This window comes from Paenibacillus yonginensis (assembly GCF_001685395.1).
Classification (GTDB): Bacteria; Bacillota; Bacilli; order Paenibacillales; family Paenibacillaceae; genus Fontibacillus; species Fontibacillus yonginensis.
Window position 1 is genome coordinate 481,409 of record NZ_CP014167.1, and the last position, 19,249, is coordinate 500,657.

The 19,249-nt window shown below is 51.2% G+C and carries 20 protein-coding genes and 5 tRNA genes; 19 read left to right on the forward strand and 6 right to left on the reverse strand.

Features of this window, described 5'->3' with window-relative positions:
* The first annotated feature begins 17 nt into the window (after window positions 1-17).
* The 6 genes from AWM70_RS02120 (at window position 18) to AWM70_RS02145 (ending at window position 7,769) form a co-directional block, all read left to right on the forward strand.
* Window positions 18-1,649: a formate--tetrahydrofolate ligase gene (locus AWM70_RS02120; RefSeq protein ID WP_068700290.1), complete on the forward strand. Its 1,632-nt coding sequence runs from the start codon at window positions 18-20 to the stop codon at window positions 1,647-1,649.
* 228 nt (window positions 1,650-1,877) lie between these two features.
* The gene (locus AWM70_RS02125) at window positions 1,878-2,969 is read left to right on the forward strand and encodes a DUF4367 domain-containing protein (RefSeq protein WP_068693947.1); all 1,092 of its coding nucleotides are present in this window, start codon (window positions 1,878-1,880) and stop codon (window positions 2,967-2,969) included.
* A 203-nt stretch (window positions 2,970-3,172) separates the two neighbouring features.
* Window positions 3,173-4,351, forward strand: coding sequence for an alanine racemase (alr, locus tag AWM70_RS02130; RefSeq protein ID WP_068693949.1), 1,179 nt, complete (start codon window positions 3,173-3,175; stop codon window positions 4,349-4,351).
* A 358-nt stretch (window positions 4,352-4,709) separates the two neighbouring features.
* Complete coding sequence (locus AWM70_RS02135) at window positions 4,710-4,991, forward strand: CopG family ribbon-helix-helix protein (protein ID WP_068693951.1); 282 nt, start codon at window positions 4,710-4,712, stop codon at window positions 4,989-4,991.
* Window positions 4,992-4,994: 3 nt separating this feature from the next.
* Window positions 4,995-5,345, forward strand: a complete 351-nt coding sequence (locus AWM70_RS02140) for a type II toxin-antitoxin system PemK/MazF family toxin (RefSeq protein ID WP_068693953.1) — start codon at window positions 4,995-4,997, stop codon at window positions 5,343-5,345.
* Between the two features lie 189 nt (window positions 5,346-5,534).
* Window positions 5,535-7,769 carry a Tex family protein gene (locus AWM70_RS02145; protein WP_068693955.1) on the forward strand — a complete coding sequence of 745 codons (2,235 nt, stop codon included), beginning with the start codon at window positions 5,535-5,537 and terminating at the stop codon, window positions 7,767-7,769.
* Window positions 7,770-7,902: 133 nt separating this feature from the next.
* Here AWM70_RS02145 and cmpA read toward each other — a convergent pair whose 3' ends face one another.
* Both cmpA and AWM70_RS02150 read right to left on the reverse strand, forming a co-directional pair.
* Window positions 7,903-8,046 (reverse strand): cortex morphogenetic protein CmpA, encoded by a 144-nt coding sequence (gene cmpA / locus AWM70_RS23060; RefSeq protein ID WP_099093058.1) that lies wholly within the window; start codon window positions 8,044-8,046, stop codon window positions 7,903-7,905.
* A 114-nt stretch (window positions 8,047-8,160) separates the two neighbouring features.
* On the reverse strand, window positions 8,161-8,529 hold the full coding sequence (locus AWM70_RS02150) for a hydrolase/acyltransferase (protein WP_068693957.1): 369 nt from the start codon (window positions 8,527-8,529) through the stop codon (window positions 8,161-8,163).
* A 145-nt stretch (window positions 8,530-8,674) separates the two neighbouring features.
* Here AWM70_RS02150 and AWM70_RS02155 point away from each other — a divergent pair, with 145 nt between their 5' ends.
* From AWM70_RS02155 to ltrA, 5 genes are all read left to right on the forward strand, one after another.
* Window positions 8,675-9,142, forward strand: coding sequence for a SprT family protein (locus AWM70_RS02155; protein ID WP_068700292.1), 468 nt, complete (start codon window positions 8,675-8,677; stop codon window positions 9,140-9,142).
* A gap of 120 nt (window positions 9,143-9,262) precedes the next feature.
* Window positions 9,263-9,478: a hypothetical protein gene (locus AWM70_RS02160; protein ID WP_068693960.1), complete on the forward strand. Its 216-nt coding sequence runs from the start codon at window positions 9,263-9,265 to the stop codon at window positions 9,476-9,478.
* A gap of 49 nt (window positions 9,479-9,527) precedes the next feature.
* Window positions 9,528-9,603 (forward strand) — tRNA-Asn (locus tag AWM70_RS02165).
* 9 nt (window positions 9,604-9,612) lie between these two features.
* Window positions 9,613-9,701, forward strand: a tRNA-Ser gene (locus AWM70_RS02170).
* A gap of 449 nt (window positions 9,702-10,150) precedes the next feature.
* Window positions 10,151-11,569: a group II intron reverse transcriptase/maturase gene (gene ltrA, locus AWM70_RS02175; RefSeq protein ID WP_068693838.1), complete on the forward strand. Its 1,419-nt coding sequence runs from the start codon at window positions 10,151-10,153 to the stop codon at window positions 11,567-11,569.
* A 94-nt stretch (window positions 11,570-11,663) separates the two neighbouring features.
* Here ltrA and AWM70_RS02180 read toward each other — a convergent pair whose 3' ends face one another.
* Window positions 11,664-12,530 carry a Cof-type HAD-IIB family hydrolase gene (locus AWM70_RS02180; RefSeq protein ID WP_068700294.1) on the reverse strand — a complete coding sequence of 289 codons (867 nt, stop codon included), beginning with the start codon at window positions 12,528-12,530 and terminating at the stop codon, window positions 11,664-11,666.
* Window positions 12,530-13,318 (reverse strand): DeoR/GlpR family DNA-binding transcription regulator, encoded by a 789-nt coding sequence (locus AWM70_RS02185; RefSeq protein ID WP_068693962.1) that lies wholly within the window; start codon window positions 13,316-13,318, stop codon window positions 12,530-12,532. The genes AWM70_RS02180 and AWM70_RS02185 overlap by 1 nt, the downstream gene beginning before the upstream one ends.
* 233 nt (window positions 13,319-13,551) lie before the next feature.
* On the opposite strand from AWM70_RS02185, the gene AWM70_RS02190 reads away from it, so the two are divergent.
* Together AWM70_RS02190 and AWM70_RS02195 are read left to right on the forward strand one after the other, a co-directional pair.
* Window positions 13,552-13,626: transfer RNA gene (locus AWM70_RS02190), tRNA-Glu, on the forward strand.
* Window positions 13,627-13,629: 3 nt separating this feature from the next.
* Window positions 13,630-13,712: transfer RNA gene (locus AWM70_RS02195), tRNA-Leu, on the forward strand.
* A 260-nt stretch (window positions 13,713-13,972) separates the two neighbouring features.
* Here the strand turns inward: AWM70_RS02195 and AWM70_RS02200 are convergent.
* Complete coding sequence (locus tag AWM70_RS02200; protein ID WP_068693964.1) at window positions 13,973-14,608, reverse strand: PAS domain-containing protein; 636 nt, start codon at window positions 14,606-14,608, stop codon at window positions 13,973-13,975.
* 217 nt (window positions 14,609-14,825) lie between these two features.
* On the opposite strand from AWM70_RS02200, the gene AWM70_RS02205 reads away from it, so the two are divergent.
* Complete coding sequence (locus AWM70_RS02205; RefSeq protein ID WP_068693966.1) at window positions 14,826-15,206, forward strand: helix-turn-helix domain-containing protein; 381 nt, start codon at window positions 14,826-14,828, stop codon at window positions 15,204-15,206.
* A 70-nt stretch (window positions 15,207-15,276) separates the two neighbouring features.
* Window positions 15,277-15,359: transfer RNA gene (locus tag AWM70_RS02210), tRNA-Leu, on the forward strand.
* A gap of 99 nt (window positions 15,360-15,458) precedes the next feature.
* Here the strand turns inward: AWM70_RS02210 and AWM70_RS02215 are convergent.
* The gene (locus AWM70_RS02215) at window positions 15,459-16,808 is read right to left on the reverse strand and encodes an Nramp family divalent metal transporter (RefSeq protein WP_068693970.1); all 1,350 of its coding nucleotides are present in this window, start codon (window positions 16,806-16,808) and stop codon (window positions 15,459-15,461) included.
* A 268-nt stretch (window positions 16,809-17,076) separates the two neighbouring features.
* On the opposite strand from AWM70_RS02215, the gene AWM70_RS02220 reads away from it, so the two are divergent.
* The 4 genes from AWM70_RS02220 to AWM70_RS02235 all read left to right on the forward strand — a co-directional run bounded on the left by AWM70_RS02220 (window position 17,077) and on the right by AWM70_RS02235 (window position 19,147).
* Window positions 17,077-17,499, forward strand: coding sequence for an organic hydroperoxide resistance protein (locus tag AWM70_RS02220; protein WP_068693972.1), 423 nt, complete (start codon window positions 17,077-17,079; stop codon window positions 17,497-17,499).
* Window positions 17,500-17,726: 227 nt separating this feature from the next.
* Window positions 17,727-18,011 (forward strand): hypothetical protein, encoded by a 285-nt coding sequence (locus tag AWM70_RS02225; RefSeq protein ID WP_068693974.1) that lies wholly within the window; start codon window positions 17,727-17,729, stop codon window positions 18,009-18,011.
* 142 nt (window positions 18,012-18,153) lie between these two features.
* On the forward strand, window positions 18,154-18,561 hold the full coding sequence (locus AWM70_RS02230; RefSeq protein WP_151208718.1) for a hypothetical protein: 408 nt from the start codon (window positions 18,154-18,156) through the stop codon (window positions 18,559-18,561).
* Window positions 18,562-18,589: 28 nt separating this feature from the next.
* Window positions 18,590-19,147 carry a thiol-disulfide oxidoreductase DCC family protein gene (locus tag AWM70_RS02235; RefSeq protein WP_083180096.1) on the forward strand — a complete coding sequence of 186 codons (558 nt, stop codon included), beginning with the start codon at window positions 18,590-18,592 and terminating at the stop codon, window positions 19,145-19,147.
* The last annotated feature ends 102 nt before the right edge of the window (window positions 19,148-19,249 follow it).

Sequence of the window (19,249 nt, forward strand, 5' to 3'; positions counted from 1 at the left end):
GGGGAACTTGGGTAGCTATGAAATCTATTTATGAAATCGCCGCAGATGCGGGTATTCGAGAAGAACATTTGGAGCCTTATGGCAAATACAAAGCAAAAATAGACCCTGCGCTGCTGGAGGAGCTTCAAGGCCGGCCGGATGGCAGGCTGGTGCTGGTAACGGCCGTTAATCCCACACCGGCAGGAGAAGGCAAAACGCTGACGACCATTGGCCTGGCCCAGTCGCTGAATGCGATCGGCCGCAGGACGGTTGCCGCGCTGCGAGAACCTTCGCTTGGCCCGGTATTTGGCATGAAGGGCGGAGCAACCGGAGGGGGCAGAGCCCAGATTGTGCCGGAGGAAGAGATTAATCTGCATTTTACAGGGGACCTGCATGCGATTACCTCGGCGAACAACCTGTTGTCGGCTATGATCGACAATCACATTTACCAGGGGAACGCGCTGCAGCTGGACCCGGCCCGGATCGTCTGGAAAAGGGCGCTGGATATGAATGACCGCGGCCTGCGGAGCATCGTCACAGGTCTAGGCCCAGGCAATGGACCGGTGAGGGAAAGCGGATTCCTGATCACGTCTGCTTCTGAAGTCATGGCTGTATTGTGCCTGAGTGAAAACCTTGAGGATTTGAAGCGGCGTCTCGGCCAGATTTTGATCGGCTACGACGTGAAGGGTCTGCCGGTTACGGCAGACAAGCTGAAGGCGGTAGAAGCGATGGCTGTTCTGCTCAAGGAAGCGATCAAACCGAATTTGGTGCAGACGCTGGAAGGGACGCCCGTTCTGGTGCACGGTGGTCCGTTTGCCAACATCGCCCATGGCTGCAGCAGCCTGATCGCGACCCGGACGGCCCTGAAGCTGGGCGACATTGTCGTGACCGAAGCCGGATTTGGCGCGGAGCTTGGGGCGGAGAAATTTTTTGATATCAAATGCCGTCAATCCGGCTTAAAACCTTCGGCCGCCGTGCTGGTGGTTACAGCGAAAGCGCTGAAATACAACGGGGGAGCAGCCAAGGACCGGCTGGGGACGGAGGATTTGGACAGTCTCAAGCGGGGGATGGGCAATTTAAGAAGGCATGTGCGGAACCTGCAAAAGTTTGGTGTTCCGGTGCTGGTTGCGATCAACCATTTTGCGACGGATACGGACGCTGAAATGGAAGCCATTCGCGAGGAATGTGCAGCGCTTGGGGTTCCGGCGGAGGTCTCCAAAGTGTTTGCGCTCGGCAGTGAAGGCGGGAAGCAGCTGGCTTATGCGCTGGCCGGTCTGCTGGAAGAGGGCCAAGCCGATTTCCGTCCTCTATACGATACGTCGCTGGATCTCAAGAGCAAGATCGAAACGATCGTCAAGGACATCTACGGCGGCGAAGCCGTGACCTATTCGCCTTCGGCCAGCCGCGCGCTCGCTCAAATGGAGAAGCTGGGCTACGGCGGGCTGCCGGTATGTATGGCGAAGACGCCGTATTCCTTCACGGATCAGCCCGCTTTGCTGGGAGCGCCGGAAGGATTTACGGTGAGCGTATCCGGCGTCAGCCTGTCGGCAGGAGCGGGATTCATCGTCGTGGAGACCGGCAACACGATGCGCATGCCGGGCCTGCCGAAGGTGCCGGCGGCAGAGCGGATGGCGCTCGGAGGAGACGGGCAGATTGAGGGGCTGCTGTAGCCTGACGGGATGGCAGCCTGACTGAACCGCAGGGCTGGGGTTTGGCGTCAGCCTGATCTTTTATTGGATAAGGGGCATCTTGGCCGAACGGGATCGGCGGGATGCTTCTTTTTTTGCGCTTGGATCAAATCTTGATGCTTGTCATGCTAGTCTGCATAATTGGCCAAGTTCCCTCATAGACATGTTATCAGATTGGGAAAACAATGTGCCGAAGGGGATGATAATAACATGCGTCGTATCACGTTGATCTTAGCCATCGTGGTGTGCTTCTCCGCCTTGCTGGCCGGATGCGGGAAGAAAGATGCGGCAGGTGTCGTCAAGGATTTAAACCAGTCTTTAGGCAAGCTGGAAAGTTATGAAGGTTCGGGGGTTATGACGTTACATACCGGCGAAACGCCTCAGATGTACAAAGTACAGGTGTGGTATATGAACCCGTCTTATTACCGGATCGCTTTAACCAATGCTCAGAAAGACATCACTCAAATCGTGCTGCGCAATGACCAGGGCGTTTATGTGCTGACGCCGAGCCTCAACAAAAGCTTCCGTTTCCAAAGCGATTGGCCGGATAATCAGGGACAGGTTTATTTGTACCAGACGCTTGTTCGCAGTATTTTGTCTGACAATACCCGCCAGTTTGTAGACGACAAGGACAGTTATGTCTTTGAAGTGGCTGCCAACTACAATACCCAATCGTTGGTTCGTCAGAAGATTTGGCTGAGCAAAGACGGCTACAAACCGCAGCAGGTGCAGGTATCCGATTCCTCCGCCCAGGTCGTGGTGGAAGTGAAGTTTGATCAGTTCGAGTTCGGCAAGAAATTTGATAAGAAGGACTTTGATATGCAGCAGAATCTCAACACGGCCAGCCAGGATTCCCAAGGAACCATGCTGGAAGTGGATGAGAACGGCCAGCTGATCGAGAAACCGGCAAGCGCTGACACGGCAGCAGAGGACGGCGGCGCGGCGAGCCTGCCGGCTCTCAATGAATCGTTTGGCGTTATTCTTCCTACTTATATTCCGGACGGTGCCGAAGAGAAATCGACTCAGGTGCTGGATAATGCCGACCGCAGCTCGGTAATGGTGCAATACGATGGGGAATATCAATATACGATTCTGGAATCCCGTTCCCTTGACCGTGCCGTCTCCCTGCAGAAAGGAGATTTGATCGACATGGGTTTCACGTTTGGCCAGCTCTCCGGAGATGATCTGCAGACGTTGACCTGGACCCAGGATGGACTGGATTTCCAAATTACAAGCGCGGATCTCCCGGTGAATGAGATGATCAAAATCGCCGCTTCTATGCAGGATCAAACGGGTAAATAATAAAGCAAGGCGGATCAAAGGCTGGTTTGGGGCATAATACCCGACAGCCCGGCCATCCGCCTTGTCTGTTTGACCTAAGTTCAGTCCTGACCGGTTCAGGATCTCTTGCAGAAGGGAATCTGTTCAATTTGACAGTGGGCGAACGGAACATTAGGATGGATCTAAGGCTTCATGGGCTTACATTGTTAAAGAAGGTGACCTTTGTGCAAGTGAATTATCGACCGACTGTTGCAGAAATTGATCTGGATGCTATGGAATCCAATTACCTGGCACTCAGACAGTCCCTGCCGGAAGGGATGAAACTGCTGATCTGCGTGAAAGCTAACGCTTATGGGCATGGAGCGGTGCATGTAGCCGAAGAAATGCAGCGTCTGAAGGCGGACTATTTAAGCGTGGCTTTCCTGGATGAGGCGCTGGAACTGCGGGCGGCAGGCATTACCATGCCGATCCTGGTTCTGGGTTATACGCCGCCGGAAGGAGTGCGTACGGCTTGGGATCATGGCATCACGATCTGCATCTTTGACGAGGAAGTGCTGGAAGCCGCCCGCAGGCTTGGACCGGAGGCTTCCAAATCCAGGCTGAAGGTCCACATTAAAGTGGATACCGGAATGGGACGTATCGGATTGCTGCCGGATGAGGCGCCGGCGTTTGTGCAGCAGGCAGTTTCTGTACCGGGCATTGAGGTCGAAGGGCTGTTCACCCATTTTTCCACCGCAGATGAAAAAGACAAATCTTATACACTTGAACAATACAGAAGGTTTCAGGACGTTACGGACGCGCTGAAGGAGCTTCAGATCAAGGTGCCTATTATACATACGGGCAACAGCGCCACAGCGATCGATCTGCCGGAACTTTCCTTTGATATGGTACGGGTCGGGATTGCCATTTACGGACTGTACCCGTCGGATGAGGTTCGTAGCCAGAACGTGAAGCTGATACCGGTACTTTCGCTCAAAACCAGATTGTCATATGTTAAAGAATTGCCGCCGGGCTGGGGGATCAGCTACGGGAAAAGATACGAAACGCAGAATTGGGAAAAGATCGGCACTTTGCCTGTCGGTTATGCCGACGGCTATTCCCGGATGCTTGGCGGTAAAGCGCATGTCCTGATACGCGGGCGCCGCGTTCCAGTGGTTGGAACCATCTGTATGGATCAGTGTATGGTATCTCTGCAAGACTTCAAGGATAACGGAGAACAAATTCAAGTCGGCGAGGAAGCTGTTCTGATCGGCCGGCAGCAGGGCGGAGAAATTTCCGCGGATGAGCTGGCTTCCTGGCTGGGAACGATCCACTATGAGGTGATCTGCATGATTGCCCACCGGGTGCCCCGGGTTTATAAGAAAGCCGGACGCCAAGACGAAATCGTGAACCCGCTGTTCTAATCCTGGCAAGCTGGAGACGGGACAGGACGGAGGATTCATTCGTCAAGCAAAACTTTTATCGAACATTGAAGGAATTTGCTGAAGACATCCCGAATGGTTATAAAAAGGGCAGCATCCTGCTTGTTAAAGAGCGGAATAAACGGATTTGTTCTGCGTATAAGACGGAGGCGTATACTAAGTATATAACTAATATATTGAAATAAGCCTTCAGGTATATACGCCAAATAGGTTCTAGTTTATAATGGATGCAGCATACTTGATATACGGGAAGCATATATTCCTTTGTATATATTTCCTTGAATAGCGATATACTATTTTTAAGGAATGGTTCGAAAGGTTTTGTGGGGGTGGAAATCAGTTGGCAAATATGCACAGTACCAAAAGGATCATGATCAGTTTGCCGGATCATCTTCTTCAGGAAGTGGACGGAATTGCCCGGCTGGAGAATTCCAATCGCAGTGAGCTTATCAGACAGGCCATGAAGCTGTATTTGAACGAACGCAAGAAGCGGTTCATTCGGGATTCCATGCAGCGGGGGTATATGGAGATGGCCAAAATCAATTTGACCATGGCTGCTGAGGCGTTTCACGCAGAGGAAGATGCAGACAGCACCCTTGACCGCCTGGTAAGCGGGGTGTAGACATTGATTGTAAAGCGCGGCGACGTTTTTTTCGCAGATCTCTCTCCTGTGGTCGGTTCCGAGCAGGGTGGGGTCAGACCGGTGCTGATCATCCAGAATGATATCGGGAACCGTTTCAGTCCGACTGCCATTGTGGCGGCCATTACGGCCCAAATCCAGAAAGCAAAGCTGCCGACTCACGTGGAGATTGACGCTGAAGCCCACGGCTTTGACCGTGATTCCGTCATTTTGCTGGAGCAGATTCGGACGATTGACAAACAACGGCTGACGGACAAAATCACGCACCTGGACGAAGAAACGATGAAGAAGGTGGATGACTCTCTTCTGATCAGTCTGGGTTTGATTGACTTTTAATCGAAGTTGATTGCTGATTTTGGAGTAAGACGCATAAGGTTTAATGGAGAATAAGTAAGGGGGCGCTCCGCCGGTTGGCGGAAGCGCCTTTTGTTTTTGCGCGAATTTTGCGATAATGGGAAGGTATGCGGTTGGTTGCGAGACCGCAAGTAGAAGACAGGAATTGTGAAGAAGAGAGGGAATTATCCATTGACAGAACAGGATATAAATGTACAAGCCGAAGCTCTGTCCGAACAGGCGAAAGCGGAGGAGCAAGAGCAGATTGTCCGCCAGGTCTCCAGGGAGCTTAACCTGACGCTTAAGCAGGTCCGTACTACGATTTCGCTGCTGGACGAAGGCAATACGATTCCTTTTATTGCCCGCTACCGCAAGGAAATGACGGGCGAGCTGGACGAGAACCAGCTGCGCAGCATTGAAGAAAGAAATCAATACCTGCGTGGTCTTGCGGAGCGCAAACGCGAGGTCATCCGCATCATCGACGAGCAGGGCAAGCTGACCGGGGAGCTGGCCGAATCGATCCGCCAGGCGGTCAAGCTGCAGGAGGTCGAAGATTTGTACCGTCCTTTCCGTCAGAAGCGGAAGACACGGGCCAGCGTTGCGAAAGAGAAAGGGCTTGAGCCGCTGGCCGAATGGCTGCTGTCCCAGCCGGCCAAAGGAGACCCTGCGGCGCAGGCAGCCGCTTATGTCGACGCCGATAAGGGCGTGGCCACCGCAGAAGAAGCCCTGCAGGGCGCGATGGATATTCTGGCGGAGCAGTTCGCCGACGATGCGAAGATCCGGGCATGGATTCGCCGCTATACGATGGATCATGCTCTGATTGTATCGGAAGCGAAGGATGCGGAGCAGGAATCCGTCTATGAAATGTATTATAACTACCGGGAGCTGGCCAAAAAGATGCCGCCGCACCGCATTCTGGCGATCAACCGCGGCGAACGGGAGAACGTCTTAAAGATCGGTCTTGAGGTGCAGGCGGAGCCGGTTCATGCTTTTATGACGAAACAAATCATGAAAGGCAGCTCGGCGACTGCCGCTTTGCTGCAGACAGCCATTGAGGATGCGTACAAACGGCTGATCGCACCTTCGATTGAACGCGAGCTGCGGGGCGAGCTGACCGAGAAAGCCGAAGCGCAGGCGATTTCGATCTTCTCCGCCAATCTGCGCAGCCTGCTGCTGCAGCCGCCGGTGAAGGGCAAAACCGTGCTGGGCGTCGATCCGGCCTACCGGACGGGCTGCAAGCTGGCCGTGGTTGACGACACCGGCAAGCTGCTGGAGGTGGCCGTGACGTATCCGACTCCTCCGAATAACAAAAAGAAAGAAGCCTCAGCCAAATTCCACGAATTGATTGACCGGTACGGCATCAATCTGATCGCGATCGGCAACGGCACCGCTTCGCGTGAGACGGAGCAGTTCGTCGCGGAAGTGATCGCCGAGCGCAAGCAGGACGAGCTGGCTTACCTGATCGTGAACGAGGCTGGCGCAAGCGTGTATTCCGCCTCCAAGCTGGCGCAGGAGGAGTTCCCGGAACTGGACGTCGCCGAGCGCAGCGCGGCGTCGATTGCCCGCCGCCTGCAGGATCCGCTGGCGGAGCTGGTCAAGATCGAGCCGAAAGCGATCGGCGTTGGCCAATACCAGCATGACGTATCCCAGAAACATCTGGACGAAAGCCTGAAGGTGGTCGTGGAATCGGCCGTTAACCATGTCGGCGTTGATGTGAATACTGCTTCTTCGGCGCTGCTGTCCTATGTATCCGGCGTGAATGCAACAATTGCCAAAAATATCGTGAAGTTCCGCGAGGAGAACGGCAAATTTACGAGCCGCAAAATGCTGCAGAAGGTGCCGCGTCTCGGCGCCAAAACGTTCGAGCAATGTGTAGGTTTCATGCGGATCGGCGGCGGGGAGAACCCGCTCGACTACACGCCGATTCACCCGGAATCGTATGACGTGGTGAACCGCCTGTTTGCCGAGCTTGGCCTCAGCATCGATCAGCTTGGCACCAAAGAGCTGGCCGACCGGCTTGCCGCTGTGAATGTGGATGAGCTGGCAGCCAAGCTGGAAGTTGGCGCGCCTACGCTGCGGGATATTGTGGACAGCCTGGTCCGTCCTGGCCGCGACCCGCGTGAGGAGCTGCCGGCGCCGATTTTCCGCAAAGACGTGCTCAAGCTGGAGGATCTTGTACCCGGCATGGAGCTTCAAGGAACGGTGCGCAACGTGATCGACTTTGGCGCGTTCGTAGACATCGGCGTCAAAAACGACGGCCTCGTCCACATCTCCCAGCTCAGCAGCGGATACGTCAAACATCCGATGGACGTTGTATCCGTTGGCGATAACGTCACCGTTTGGGTGCTGAACGTGGATGAGAAGAAAGGGCGCGTTGGTCTGACAATGCGGCCTCCGGGCGGCAGCGGCGCCGCAAACGCGCAGTGAACCGATTTGCTGAAACCTGATCGATCCGCCAAGCCTTGCCATCAAGCTTTGGCCACCTGAAAAAGCCGCAGGTCCTGTCTGCTCAAGCAGAGGAGCCTGCGGCTTTTTGGTTATGACGTTCGTCCTTTACCCGTTATTCGGCATGAAGCGCTTCGGATGACCCCGGTTCCGACTTGCGGTTATGGTAGAAGAACCAGCAGTCGTTTAGCAGTTTGACCTGACGCCGATCTTTTTTGTAAAAAGCACTCATCATTTGGTTGCAAAGCCACTTCGGCATGATGTTCGCCTCCCCCGTAAATCGCTGTTAGGGTATCTATATGGAGAACGGCCCAAAAGTGTGCGCATCAAAATAAACTTCTGAAACAAAAAAGCCCCACAAAGTGGGGGGCTCCTATGACAGCAATTCAGTTTCTTCTGCTGCTTCTTCGTACCATTGCTCTAGCTGAGCCTGAAGGGCACGGATTTCGGTCAGCAAGGAAATCAGCGGGTAGCTCGTTTCCTGAATCGACGAGAAGGATTGCTCAAGACGGTTGATGTAATCCAGGCCTCCGGCAATTTGATCGGACTCTCTAAGCAGGTCGAGGCTGTCGCATTCGGCTACCGCTTGGGGAAGGGCGGGCACATTATCCGCTGTGAGCTTGTCTACTTCCTTGTTCAGGCGCAGGATCAAAGCGCTGAGCTGGTAAGCGTAATCGGCAGGCATTTCCACAAAGATAAGTTCGGTCTCTTGCTGTAAAATACAATAACGCATGGTCGGCATGGCGGTCATTCTCCCTCCGGTATTCGTTCCTACTTGACAGTGTATCGTAAGGAGAAGTTAAAATTCAAGTACAACCCTGACCGACTCCATGAAGATCGGATTCCAGAAAGCAGGCCAGCAAGCAGGAAGGAGGAGAAAGCAGAACATGGACGATAAAGAGCTTCAGAGCTGGGTAGAGGAGATTTCGCTGCGCTGGTTCGGCATGAGGTTCCGCCATCAGGCCACCTTTAATTCCAGGCTCCGTTCCACCGGAGGCCGTTATTTTATGAAGAGCCATAATATTGAAATCAATCCCAAGCAGCTTGAGCATTACGGACGCGAAGAAACGGAGAAGATCATCAAACACGAGCTGTGCCATTACCATCTGCATCTGCTGGGGCGCGGATACCAGCATAAAGACGCTGATTTTAAGGCCCTGCTAAATAAAGTGGGCGGCAGCCGCTTCTGTCAAAGCCTGCCGGGCGCCCAGGGACGCCGCACGCTTCCTTACCGCTACGAGCTGGTCTGCCAGAGCTGCGGCCTGAAATATCCGCGCAAACGCAAGGTGGATGCGAGGAGGTATCGCTGCGGGAAATGTGCAGGCAAGCTGAAGTTGTTTTCCCTGCCATCCTGAAGTGAGGTTCCCGGTCCTTTGGCAGGTCAAAGAGGAGCAGAAAGGGTATAATGGATTTAGGATCATTCATCAGGAAGGAATGGCGAATGGCCCGACAACTTTATAAGGGGGAGTAACAAGATGTCCAAATCCGCAGCGAAGAAATATCGTGATAAACGGATCAGAGAAGGAAAGCTGAATCCGGGAACGGGACGCAGCCCGTTTGCGGCAGCCGATTTAAGGTCCCGAATGACCAAAACCAAACAGGAAATGCTTCAGCATAGCAGCCGCAAGCACAAGAATCAGCTCTTGGAGGGATCAAGAGAGGATTCTTTTTTTTGCCGAGAAACGGCTTGACTTGGTTTGTTGCTTTATGATATATTCAATTACGTTCACTGATAAATGTTCCCTGATAGCTCAGTTGGTAGAGCACTCGACTGTTAATCGAGTTGTCACAGGTTCGAGTCCTGTTCGGGGAGCCATTTTTATTTGGAGAGATACCCAAGTGGCTATAAGGGGACCCTCTGCTAAGGGGTTAGACTGCGTAAGCGGTGCGAGGGTTCGAATCCCTCTCTCTCCGTAGATGAAGAAGAGCTGCAGTTTCGGCTGCAGCTCTTCTTTTTTTAGTGTGCCACGCATGGCGATTAACTAGGTGGTGAAAGTCCACTGTGGGGGTTTGTAGTTACCAACCACTAGCCAAGAGCAAGGGTGTCCACCGCGAGGTGGAATCCAAAGGAAGCTGGAGGCAAACTTCCGGCCCAAGGAACACGAACATCATCAGGCATAGGATACGGGATGAGTCTGCTAAACAAGACGAAGTCCAATTAACTACACGGACGTACCAATGTAAATGATGTGGGTATATGGAAGGAAAGTGAATCGTCTTACCGTGGGAGGTCTCATGGACGTGAGGAGATGCACTTCGAATCACGGTTGAAACAAGATTTATCATGAGAAGTCAGCAGACGCCATAGTACCGCGAACAGTCGACGGTTCGAGGGAAGGGCTGAACCTTAGGAGGTGAAGTCAATGAAAGTTACCGAAACAGGAGCCAAGGGCAGCCAACTTCTAACGGAAGACTCTTTGCAAAAGAATAGTGCGGAACACGAAGGATATGCGGGAGTGCACAGTCCTGCGAGGATAACCGAAACCGACGACACCAACGCAACCGAGTCGAAGGACCGGTTGCTTGAGAAAATCGTTAGCAGGGACAACTTGAACGAAGCATTCAAGAGAGTCAAAGCGAACAAGGGATCGCACGGAATCGACGGGATGGGAGTAGATGAACTTCTACAATATCTCAGAGACAACGGCGAGACCATCAAGCAACTGATCTTGGGCGGCAAGTACCGCCCGAATCCCGTTCGAAGGGTAGAGATTCCCAAAGAGAACGGAAAGAAGAGAAACCTTGGCATCCCAACAGTGGTTGACCGAGTCATCCAGCAGGCAATCGCCCAAGTGCTTACGCCAATTTATGAGAGGCAGTTTTCAGACAACAGCTACGGATTCCGACCCAAACGGAGCGCACACCACGCGATGAAACGAAGCCAACAATACGTGCAAGAGGGATATCGTTACGTGGTGGATATGGACTTGGAGAAATACTTTGACACCGTCAACCAAAGCAAGCTTATCGAGGTGCTTTCAAGAACGATCAAAGACGGACGAGTGATCTCGCTCATCCATAAGTATCTCCGGGCGGGAGTCGTCGTGAAGCATAAGTTTGAGGACACGGAAATCGGCGTACCGCAGGGAGGGAACCTAAGTCCGATTCTCAGCAATATCATGCTGAATGAATTGGACAAGGAACTGGAAGCAAGAGGACATCGATTCGTGCGATACGCAGACGATATGCTCATATTCTGCCGGAGCAGGAGGAGTGCGGAGCGTACCCTGACGAAAATTCTCCCTTACATCGAGAAGAAGTTGTTTCTCAAGGTAAACCGGGAGAAAACGATTGTGGACGATGCGACAAAAGTTAAATTTCTTGGCTTCTCATTCTACCAGAGCAAAGGGGAAACGCGGGTCAGAATCCATCCCAAATCCGTATCCAAGATGAAAGCTAAAGTGAAAGAGCTAACGTCGAGAAGCAACGGAATGGGCAACACCGACCGGGCGCTGAAGCTTAGGCGTTACATCATGGGATGGGTAAATTATTTCAAGCTTGCTGACATGAAACAACTACTCCAAACCACTGATAAATGGATGAGAAGGCGTATCCGAATGGTCTTCTGGAAGCAATGGAAACGAGTGAGGACGAAACTCGAAAGGCTTATATCGCTCGGAATTCATGAACAGAAGGCGTGGGAATACGCAAACACAAGAAAGGGCTATTGGAGAATCTCCAATAGCCCAATCCTCTCGAAGTCCCTCGGTAACAATAGGCTGAAGAACCTCGGATTCCTTTTCTTTTCTGATTATTATCGACAAGTTACTGCGCATTCCTAATGGAACCGCCGTATACCGAACGGTACGTACGGTGGTGTGGGAGGTCGGCTGCCCAATTAATGGGTAGCCTCCTACCCGATTATCTAGTTATAAGTTATACGTTCAGCGAGTGTCCCAGCACCTGACGTATAGCATGGGCGACCCCATTCTGCTGATTGCTTAACGTAACCATGTGGCACACATCCTTGATCTGCTGATGAGCATTGCCCATGGCCACACTTCTTCCGGCAACTTTGAACATCGAAATATCGTTATAGCTGTCCCCAATAGCCATCACTTCATTTAATGGTATCTGATGCCTTTCGGCCATTTGCATCAAGGCGTTGCCTTTTGAGGCAAGCGGATGCTCCACTTCAAAATTGTGGTCGGCAGACACTACCATCGTGAGCTCCTGATCCTGTATATACCGCTGACGTCCGATTTCCAACTTCTCCTCATGAAAGGAAAAGCCGAGGATATTGTAAATCTCCGCTTCCTCCGGGATATGCCGGCAAGAGGAAATACGAACGAGTCCGTACTGTTCATATTGTTTCTCCAAAGCATGCAGCAGGGATTGTAAAGTGGCATCCGGATTGCTGCTCAGCACCCGATCCATTTCAATGCTCATCAGCTCATGACCGTTCTGCGGGCTGTAAATGCCTCGGTCGGTCATGGCTTCATAATAATATTGATTGGTTTCAAGCCAAGCCAAAACCTCCATCGCTTTATTCCGGTTTATCGGTATGCTGTGAATCGGTTGTCCGCTAACATCATGCAAAGTGGCGCCGTTTGCCCCGATGACCGGAGTCCGGATGCCGGCTTTGCTGCAAATGTGCTTCACATCATAGAAAGCTCGGCCTGTAGCGATTGTAACCAGTACACCTTGATTTTGAGCTTCCCGAATGGCTTCCGCATTCTCTGCGCTGACCTGACTGTTCGAGTTCAATAAGGTTCCGTCCAAATCCACGGCAATCATTTTGATCATGTTTCCTCCTCCTTTTTTTCGTCATCCTGGATGGTTAACACCTCGACGCCATGCTGCCGAAGCTGCTTCAGAAGTTCCGGATCGGGGAGCCGGTCGGTAATGAGCAGATCGACGTCGGACCAGCTGCCGAAACGATAATAATTGCTTTTGCCAAACTTGAAATGATCAGCCAGCACAATGACCTGGGACGCCTGCTGCATCATCCGTTCTTTGATTCGGCCTTCTTCTTCATACACAGCGAACAGGCCTCCGTCCGCAATGCCTCCCGTACCGATAAAAGCTTTATCCGCCCTGTATCGCGACAGGGTTTCGGCTACGGAAATGCCGTAAACAAAACGGTGCTCTTTGTGCAGCTGTCCGCCCAGCAGGTGAATGGAGACTTGGGGTTTGGAGGACAGCACGTCTGCCTGGTTGATGGAGTTCGTTATCACAAAAGTATCGGCGGCCGTCCAGCTTTCCGCGCAGGCTTGAACGGTGGTCGAGGAATCGAGGATAACCCGTTCTCCCGGCCTTACCAGCCCGGCTGCGAGCCGTCCGATCTGCTTTTTCTCTTCCGAAACGGACAGCAGTCTTTCGTTATAATTTTTGATCGTCTCAAAAGGAGGTGCCGGCAGCAGAGCGCCCCCGCGCGTCCGGATGATGGCCTGCTGTTCCTCGAGCTTAACCAGATCCCGGCGAGCAGTGTCGCGGGAAACCTCAAAGAGGGAGCAGATGTCTTCAATGGATATGCGTTTATGGACCTGCAGATAATCAATAATCGCACGCAAACGTTCTTCTTGGTACATGACTTCTACCTCCGTAAGTTATATAAGTGATTATAAGTATTTGTAGTGATTTATGCAACATATTAAGCTTATTTAAGTAATTATAAGTATAAATTAACATAGATAAAATGAAATGGCTTATCATCTCTGGCTAATGAAAAACTCTTTAAAAAAGTTGTTGCTTAGGCTAAACATTTTTGATATACTCATTCTTGTCGCTGCGAAAGATCGCTTCGATGTCAAAGGAATTGTATGGCCCGTTGGTCAAGGGGTTAAGACACCTCCCTTTCACGGAGGTAACAGGGGTTCGAATCCCCTACGGGTCACCATATGCGGTAGTGGTGGAATGGCAGACACGCTATCTTGAGGGGGTAGTGGGCGTATGCTCGTGGAGGTTCGAGTCCTCTCTACCGCATTCTAATGACAAAGGAAAGACGGCTCTGGATATTCCTTCCGGAGCCGTCTTTTTTCTTTTGTCTATGAAAATTTTCAGCAAAAAACTTGGCTTTATAAACTTTACATTTTACGTCGGCTATACTAGTATAATTCATGTTCTCTTTAGTTACATAAAGCACGGTTATATCGAAAGTTAAATTATGTTATAATTGATTAGATGCTGGGAAAGCAAGTTTTAATTGAAGTGATGATAAATGAAGGTCATTATAAAAGATCGGTTTATAGATCTTGTTCTCGCTGCTTCTTCTCCAGGATGGCAGCATATTGAGGATACAAATGTCCCATGCATTCCGTACATATATCATGCGTGAACTCAATATGCAGATGAGTTTTCAAATAACTTTCGAGGGAGTGCCAGTGATCCTGGTTGTCCCGGATTCTTTTGCAGACGGCGCACATCGGCAGAAGCTGGCTAATGGAGGAATCGACCGAACCGTCAGAGGCGAGGGAAGCTACCGTTTCGGTATGGAGAGCCGATATATCGTGAAGACTGATTACCAGCCCCTGCGGTCTCCGGGTCTGATCCAGCAAAGGTGCGATTTCAAGCATCAGCCATTGCGGCCCAGTTATAGTGTGATGATGAAATTGGACCGGTTCAAAGGAATCCGCACCCTGGAGCAACTCGTCTAGCTTGGAGAGGCAATACTTGGCCAGATGATCGCCGAAGTCGCTTCTGCATTCGGCCATTTGAATCAGATTGACCCCATGCCAGTCAAAATCGGAGGGAACGTTGTTTTGCAGCGCGATCTGAACCCAGCCTTCATTATAATCGACGATATTACCTTCCATATTTGTGATCACTAAACCATATCGCAGGGAACGGACCACGTTTGTCCATTGCAAATAATTGTCCACATCAACGCTCCTTACTTTTAACCTCGAGACCGGTGAACCTCAAGATCAATTGAATCTCAAGATTAGGGGAACCTCGAGAACTACAACCATGAATGGGAACAAGAAGCACCAGCAGGAGCTTGTCGTAGTTCTCATTATATACGAAGTTGCGTCATTTAACAACAAAATATAACTGATTTGCGTAAATAAATGTTTAACACATTGGAGGAAAGTCAGAATGCATTCCATTTATGAGCGGATTGACCTGTTGATCCGGATGAAGAAAATGACTAAAAAGAATTTTTGCGAAGAACTCGGAATCAGCACGGGGAACCTGGGGGACTGGAAACGGGGAAAATCGACGCCGAGTACAAATAAACTGATTGAGATCGCCGCTTTTTTTGATGTCAGTCTGGATTGGCTGATGCTGGGCAAAGGGACGCTCAATTCGGCTGTGAAAGAGCAGGCGGAGTCTTACCGCCATTATTATTCCCGGCTGGATGAAGATGGGCGAACGGCACAGCTGACACCTGAGGAAGAAGCTTTTATCCGCGAATATATAGCGTTCACCCAATATAGAAAGCAGCGCAACCGATCGTTGGGGGACACGGAATCGTAATTTTTTATAAAATCCTTTACTTATGAATTTGGCAAGTATATAATATTAATGTTCGCTTCAAAAATAACTTGCGGTAGTGGTGGAATGGCAGACACGCTATCTTGAGGGGGTAGTGGGCGTACGCCCGTGGAGGTTCGAGTCCTCTCTACCGCATAACGGAATTGAAGTCGGCATATAAAAAGGTTTCTTCCAGCTGCAGATTGCTGCAGGGAAGAAACCTTTTTTATTTTGCGCAAGGGCCGGAAGGAAAAATTAGCCGATAAAAGTCTGCACCAGAAGGAAAACATTAAGGGCGATGATCACGGCTGTGATGAACCAGGCCAGAATCGCGATCCAGCGTTTATTGACAAACTTGCCCATCTTCGTTTTGTCATTGGTGAATTTCACGAGCGGAACAACCGCAAAAGGCAGCTGCAAAGACAGAACGACCTGACTGAAGACAAGCAGATCCTGAATCCCGCCTTCCCCATACATCGCCGTGACGATTACGGCGGGAATAATGGCGATCATGCGGGTGATCAGGCGGCGCAGCCAGGGACGCAGACGAAGGTTCACGAAACCTTCCATCACAATCTGGCCGGCAAGGGTTCCGGTAAGCGTAGAGTTTTGACCGGATGCCAGCAGCGCAATCGCAAACATAATGCTGCCGAGCGTGGTTCCCACGATGGGGGTAAGCAGATGATAAGCATCGCCGATGTCGGCGACGCTGGTCATTCCATTAACATGGAACGTAGCGGCTGAAACAATCAGAATGGCCGAATTGATCAGCAGGGCAAAGGTTAAAGCGATCGTGGAATCCCAGGTCATGTATTTGACAGCTTGCCGTTTGCCGAGCTCGGTCTGCTCATATTGTCTCGTTTGAACGATTGAGGAATGCAAATACAGATTATGCGGCATCACCGTTGCCCCTAGAATACCGACTGCAATGTAAAGCATAGCCGGATTGGTCACGATTTCGGCTTTGGGTACATATCCCCTCAAAATGCCGCCCATGTCCGGTTTGGCCAGGAACAGGTCCACGCCAAAACAAACCCCGATCGTCATGATCAGGACAATCACAAAAATTTCAAGTGACCTGAAGCCTTTATTCTGCAGCAGCAAAATAATCAGCACGTCAACCGCAGTGATCAGTACGCCGTATAAAAGCGGGATTCCGAATAACAGGTTGAGCGCAATCGCCGAGCCGATGACCTCGGCCAGGTCGCAGGCGGCAATGGCCAACTCGCACAGCAGCCATAGCGCCACCGAAGCCGGCTTCGAAAAATGGTCCCGGCAGGCCTGGGCTAAATCACGTCCGGTTACAATGCCAAGTTTGCCGGATAAATGCTGCAGCAGGACGGCCATCAGGTTGGACAGCAGGATCACAGCCAGCAGCGTGTAGCCGAATCTGGACCCTCCTTCAATATCGGTTGCCCAGTTGCCCGGATCCATATAGCCGACTGCGACCAAATAACCGGGCCCCGCGAAGGCGAGAAATTTTTTCAAATAAGAACCGGATTTAGGAATATGCATGGAACGGTGCGATTCCGTCAGAGAAGGCTGGGAGGGTGCGGATCTCCAGCCTTTCAAAGGAGGCGTTTCGTTCTCGTAAGTGTCACTCATGGAATATCACCCTTTGTTTGTCAAAAGTATTCGTCACATCATTGTATAACGCAATAATGTTTGTCTGGGGGAACTATGGGGTGCAGGCTTTTACCCAACATAAATACTGTAAGCTTAATGTATGCAATTTAATCGGTTTTGACATCCTAAGCCGTAGGAATAAGATTTGGCGCTGCGTTTCAAATCATGCCGCGGGTTTAAATTACTACAGAGGAACCCGAAACAGTAGGAACCTGAAGTTAGGAAACCGATAGAAGGAGTGATCAGCATGGAAGCTTTGTATACAGCAAAAGTTAAAGTTCACGGCGGCCGGACAGGATCAATTGAATCTTCGGACGGGGTGCTGAAACATAATCTTTCGATGCCTAAAGAGCTTGGCGGATCCGGCGGCGAAGGCACAAATCCCGAGCAGCTGTTTGCCGCAGGTTACGGAGCCTGCTTTGAAAGCGCGCTGGCCAATGTGGCCCGCAAGGAGAAGATCAAGCTTGAAGGGGTGGAAGTGGACAGCCAGGTGACGATCGGCAAAGACGAAGCGGACGGCGGCTTCCAGCTATCGGTTCAGCTGGATGTCAAGATTCCGAACGTGGACAAAAGCCAGGCCCAGGAGCTGCTGCACAAGGCCCACCAGTTCTGCCCGTACTCCAAGGCAACAAGAGGCAATATCGTTGTGAAGCTGAATGCGGTCGATTAGAAGCGGGATTCCTAAGAAACGGAATGCCGAAGATACTGAAGCCTTCCGCTGCTGAGCGGAAGGTTTCTTTTTTACTTATATAGGAAAGTTTATGTCACTATCGTGTGAACTTTGGCGTCAGCAGGCGGCTTGCGACTCGTGTACAAGTTGACATAGCGGTCAAAATTCTTTAATATGTCTAAGTGCTTGAAGGTTCAATTAAATCAAAGATAACGGGTGATGAAAAGATGTCCTCTTACAGACCTAGCGTTGATAACGTCATTTTGGCCAGCAGCAATGAAAAGGACGGCTTGTACGAATTTATAGTTCATATGGTTGACGGAACGGAATGCCGCGTGTTCTATAACCGTACTCCGGAGTGGAAGCTGACCAACATCAGCCGCTTGCAGAAAACGCCTTGTCCGGTATGCCGCAAAGATTTTATCTGCAGATGCATGGAGAGCTTTACCGGAGAAATCGACCAGCAAATGAATGAAGGCCAATGGTTTGAGAAAGCTGCTACCAAAGCATAATTTCAGCATAGAGTAACTAATGATTGCAGGAGCCTGTGATAGATCCCCTTATAGCTGACAGATCAAAGCAAGTAGCGAATCTGTATGCTGCAAGGGGATTTTTCTATAGAGAGACAGAGCAGAGAAGAGAGAGGGTGAGCGGATGATTCGATTTTTACCGCCCGCAAGGAGCAATAGTTGGTTTGTCTGGTATTTGATTTATGCCGGCATAGTGACGATTGCACTTGCATTGTACCGGTTTGGAAGGCTGGGGGACGAATTTGATGCCGGTTTGTTAGGGCGTTTTGCCCTGCTGGCACTGGCGTTCTCCGGGATTGTCCACGTCTGCGGATGGCTTGGAGGCCGATTGATCTGGCTGATTTCCACAGCTGGGCTTGTTATCGGCATATACACGATGTTCAGGTACGCAAGCCGCGATATGTCCGGATGGGAAGATTTGGCATCCTTCATGTCCTTTATGCTTCTTACGGCAGGAGGTTTCCTGATTGGACTGCTCGCCGAAGGGGCAAACTGGCTGTATAGGTACCTGCACAGGCCAAGGGAAGAGTAGGAAGGGGCCGGCAAAGGAGGCGATTGGGATGCATTCAGAGGAACAACACAACAAACGTGGGCAGTCTGGGGAAAAAGCGGTTGGCGCCCGCTGTGGCGTGCCTATTGACGAGTACTCAATTGTCCTTGTTGACGGCGTCTGCAGCCTTTGCCAGGGATTAGTCCGCTTTGTAATCGAGCATGATCCGCAAGCGAATTTCCGGTTTGCTTCCCTGCAGTCTGAGACCGGGAGAAAGCTGCTGCACCAGTATGGTATTCCTTTGGCTGAAATTCGCGGAACGAAGCGTGACCAAGCCGTTACTCCCCATCCGGGTCCGGATGCGGAAGGGGAGAACACGCCGGAATATAAAACGGTGGTGCTGATTGAGCAGGGGCGTTATTATCTCCGTTCGGATGCGGCGCTCCGGATTGCAGCTAAATTAAAATCTCCTTGGAATCTGACCCGTTTCCTTCGGGTGATTCCCCGTCAGGTCAGAGACGGTTTGTACCATTATATAGCCCTCCGGCGCTATAAATGGTTCGGCAAGGATGAAACCTGCCTGGTTCCTTCTCCGGAAATAACACGAAGGTTTCTGGATCAGGGTTGACCCAGGGCCAAAGGCATAGGCGAAATCCAGGACTTGTCAAATATGAAGCTCTATGTTATTCTGGCTGTAAATAAATCAATATGAACGGACGGAAGCACCGTC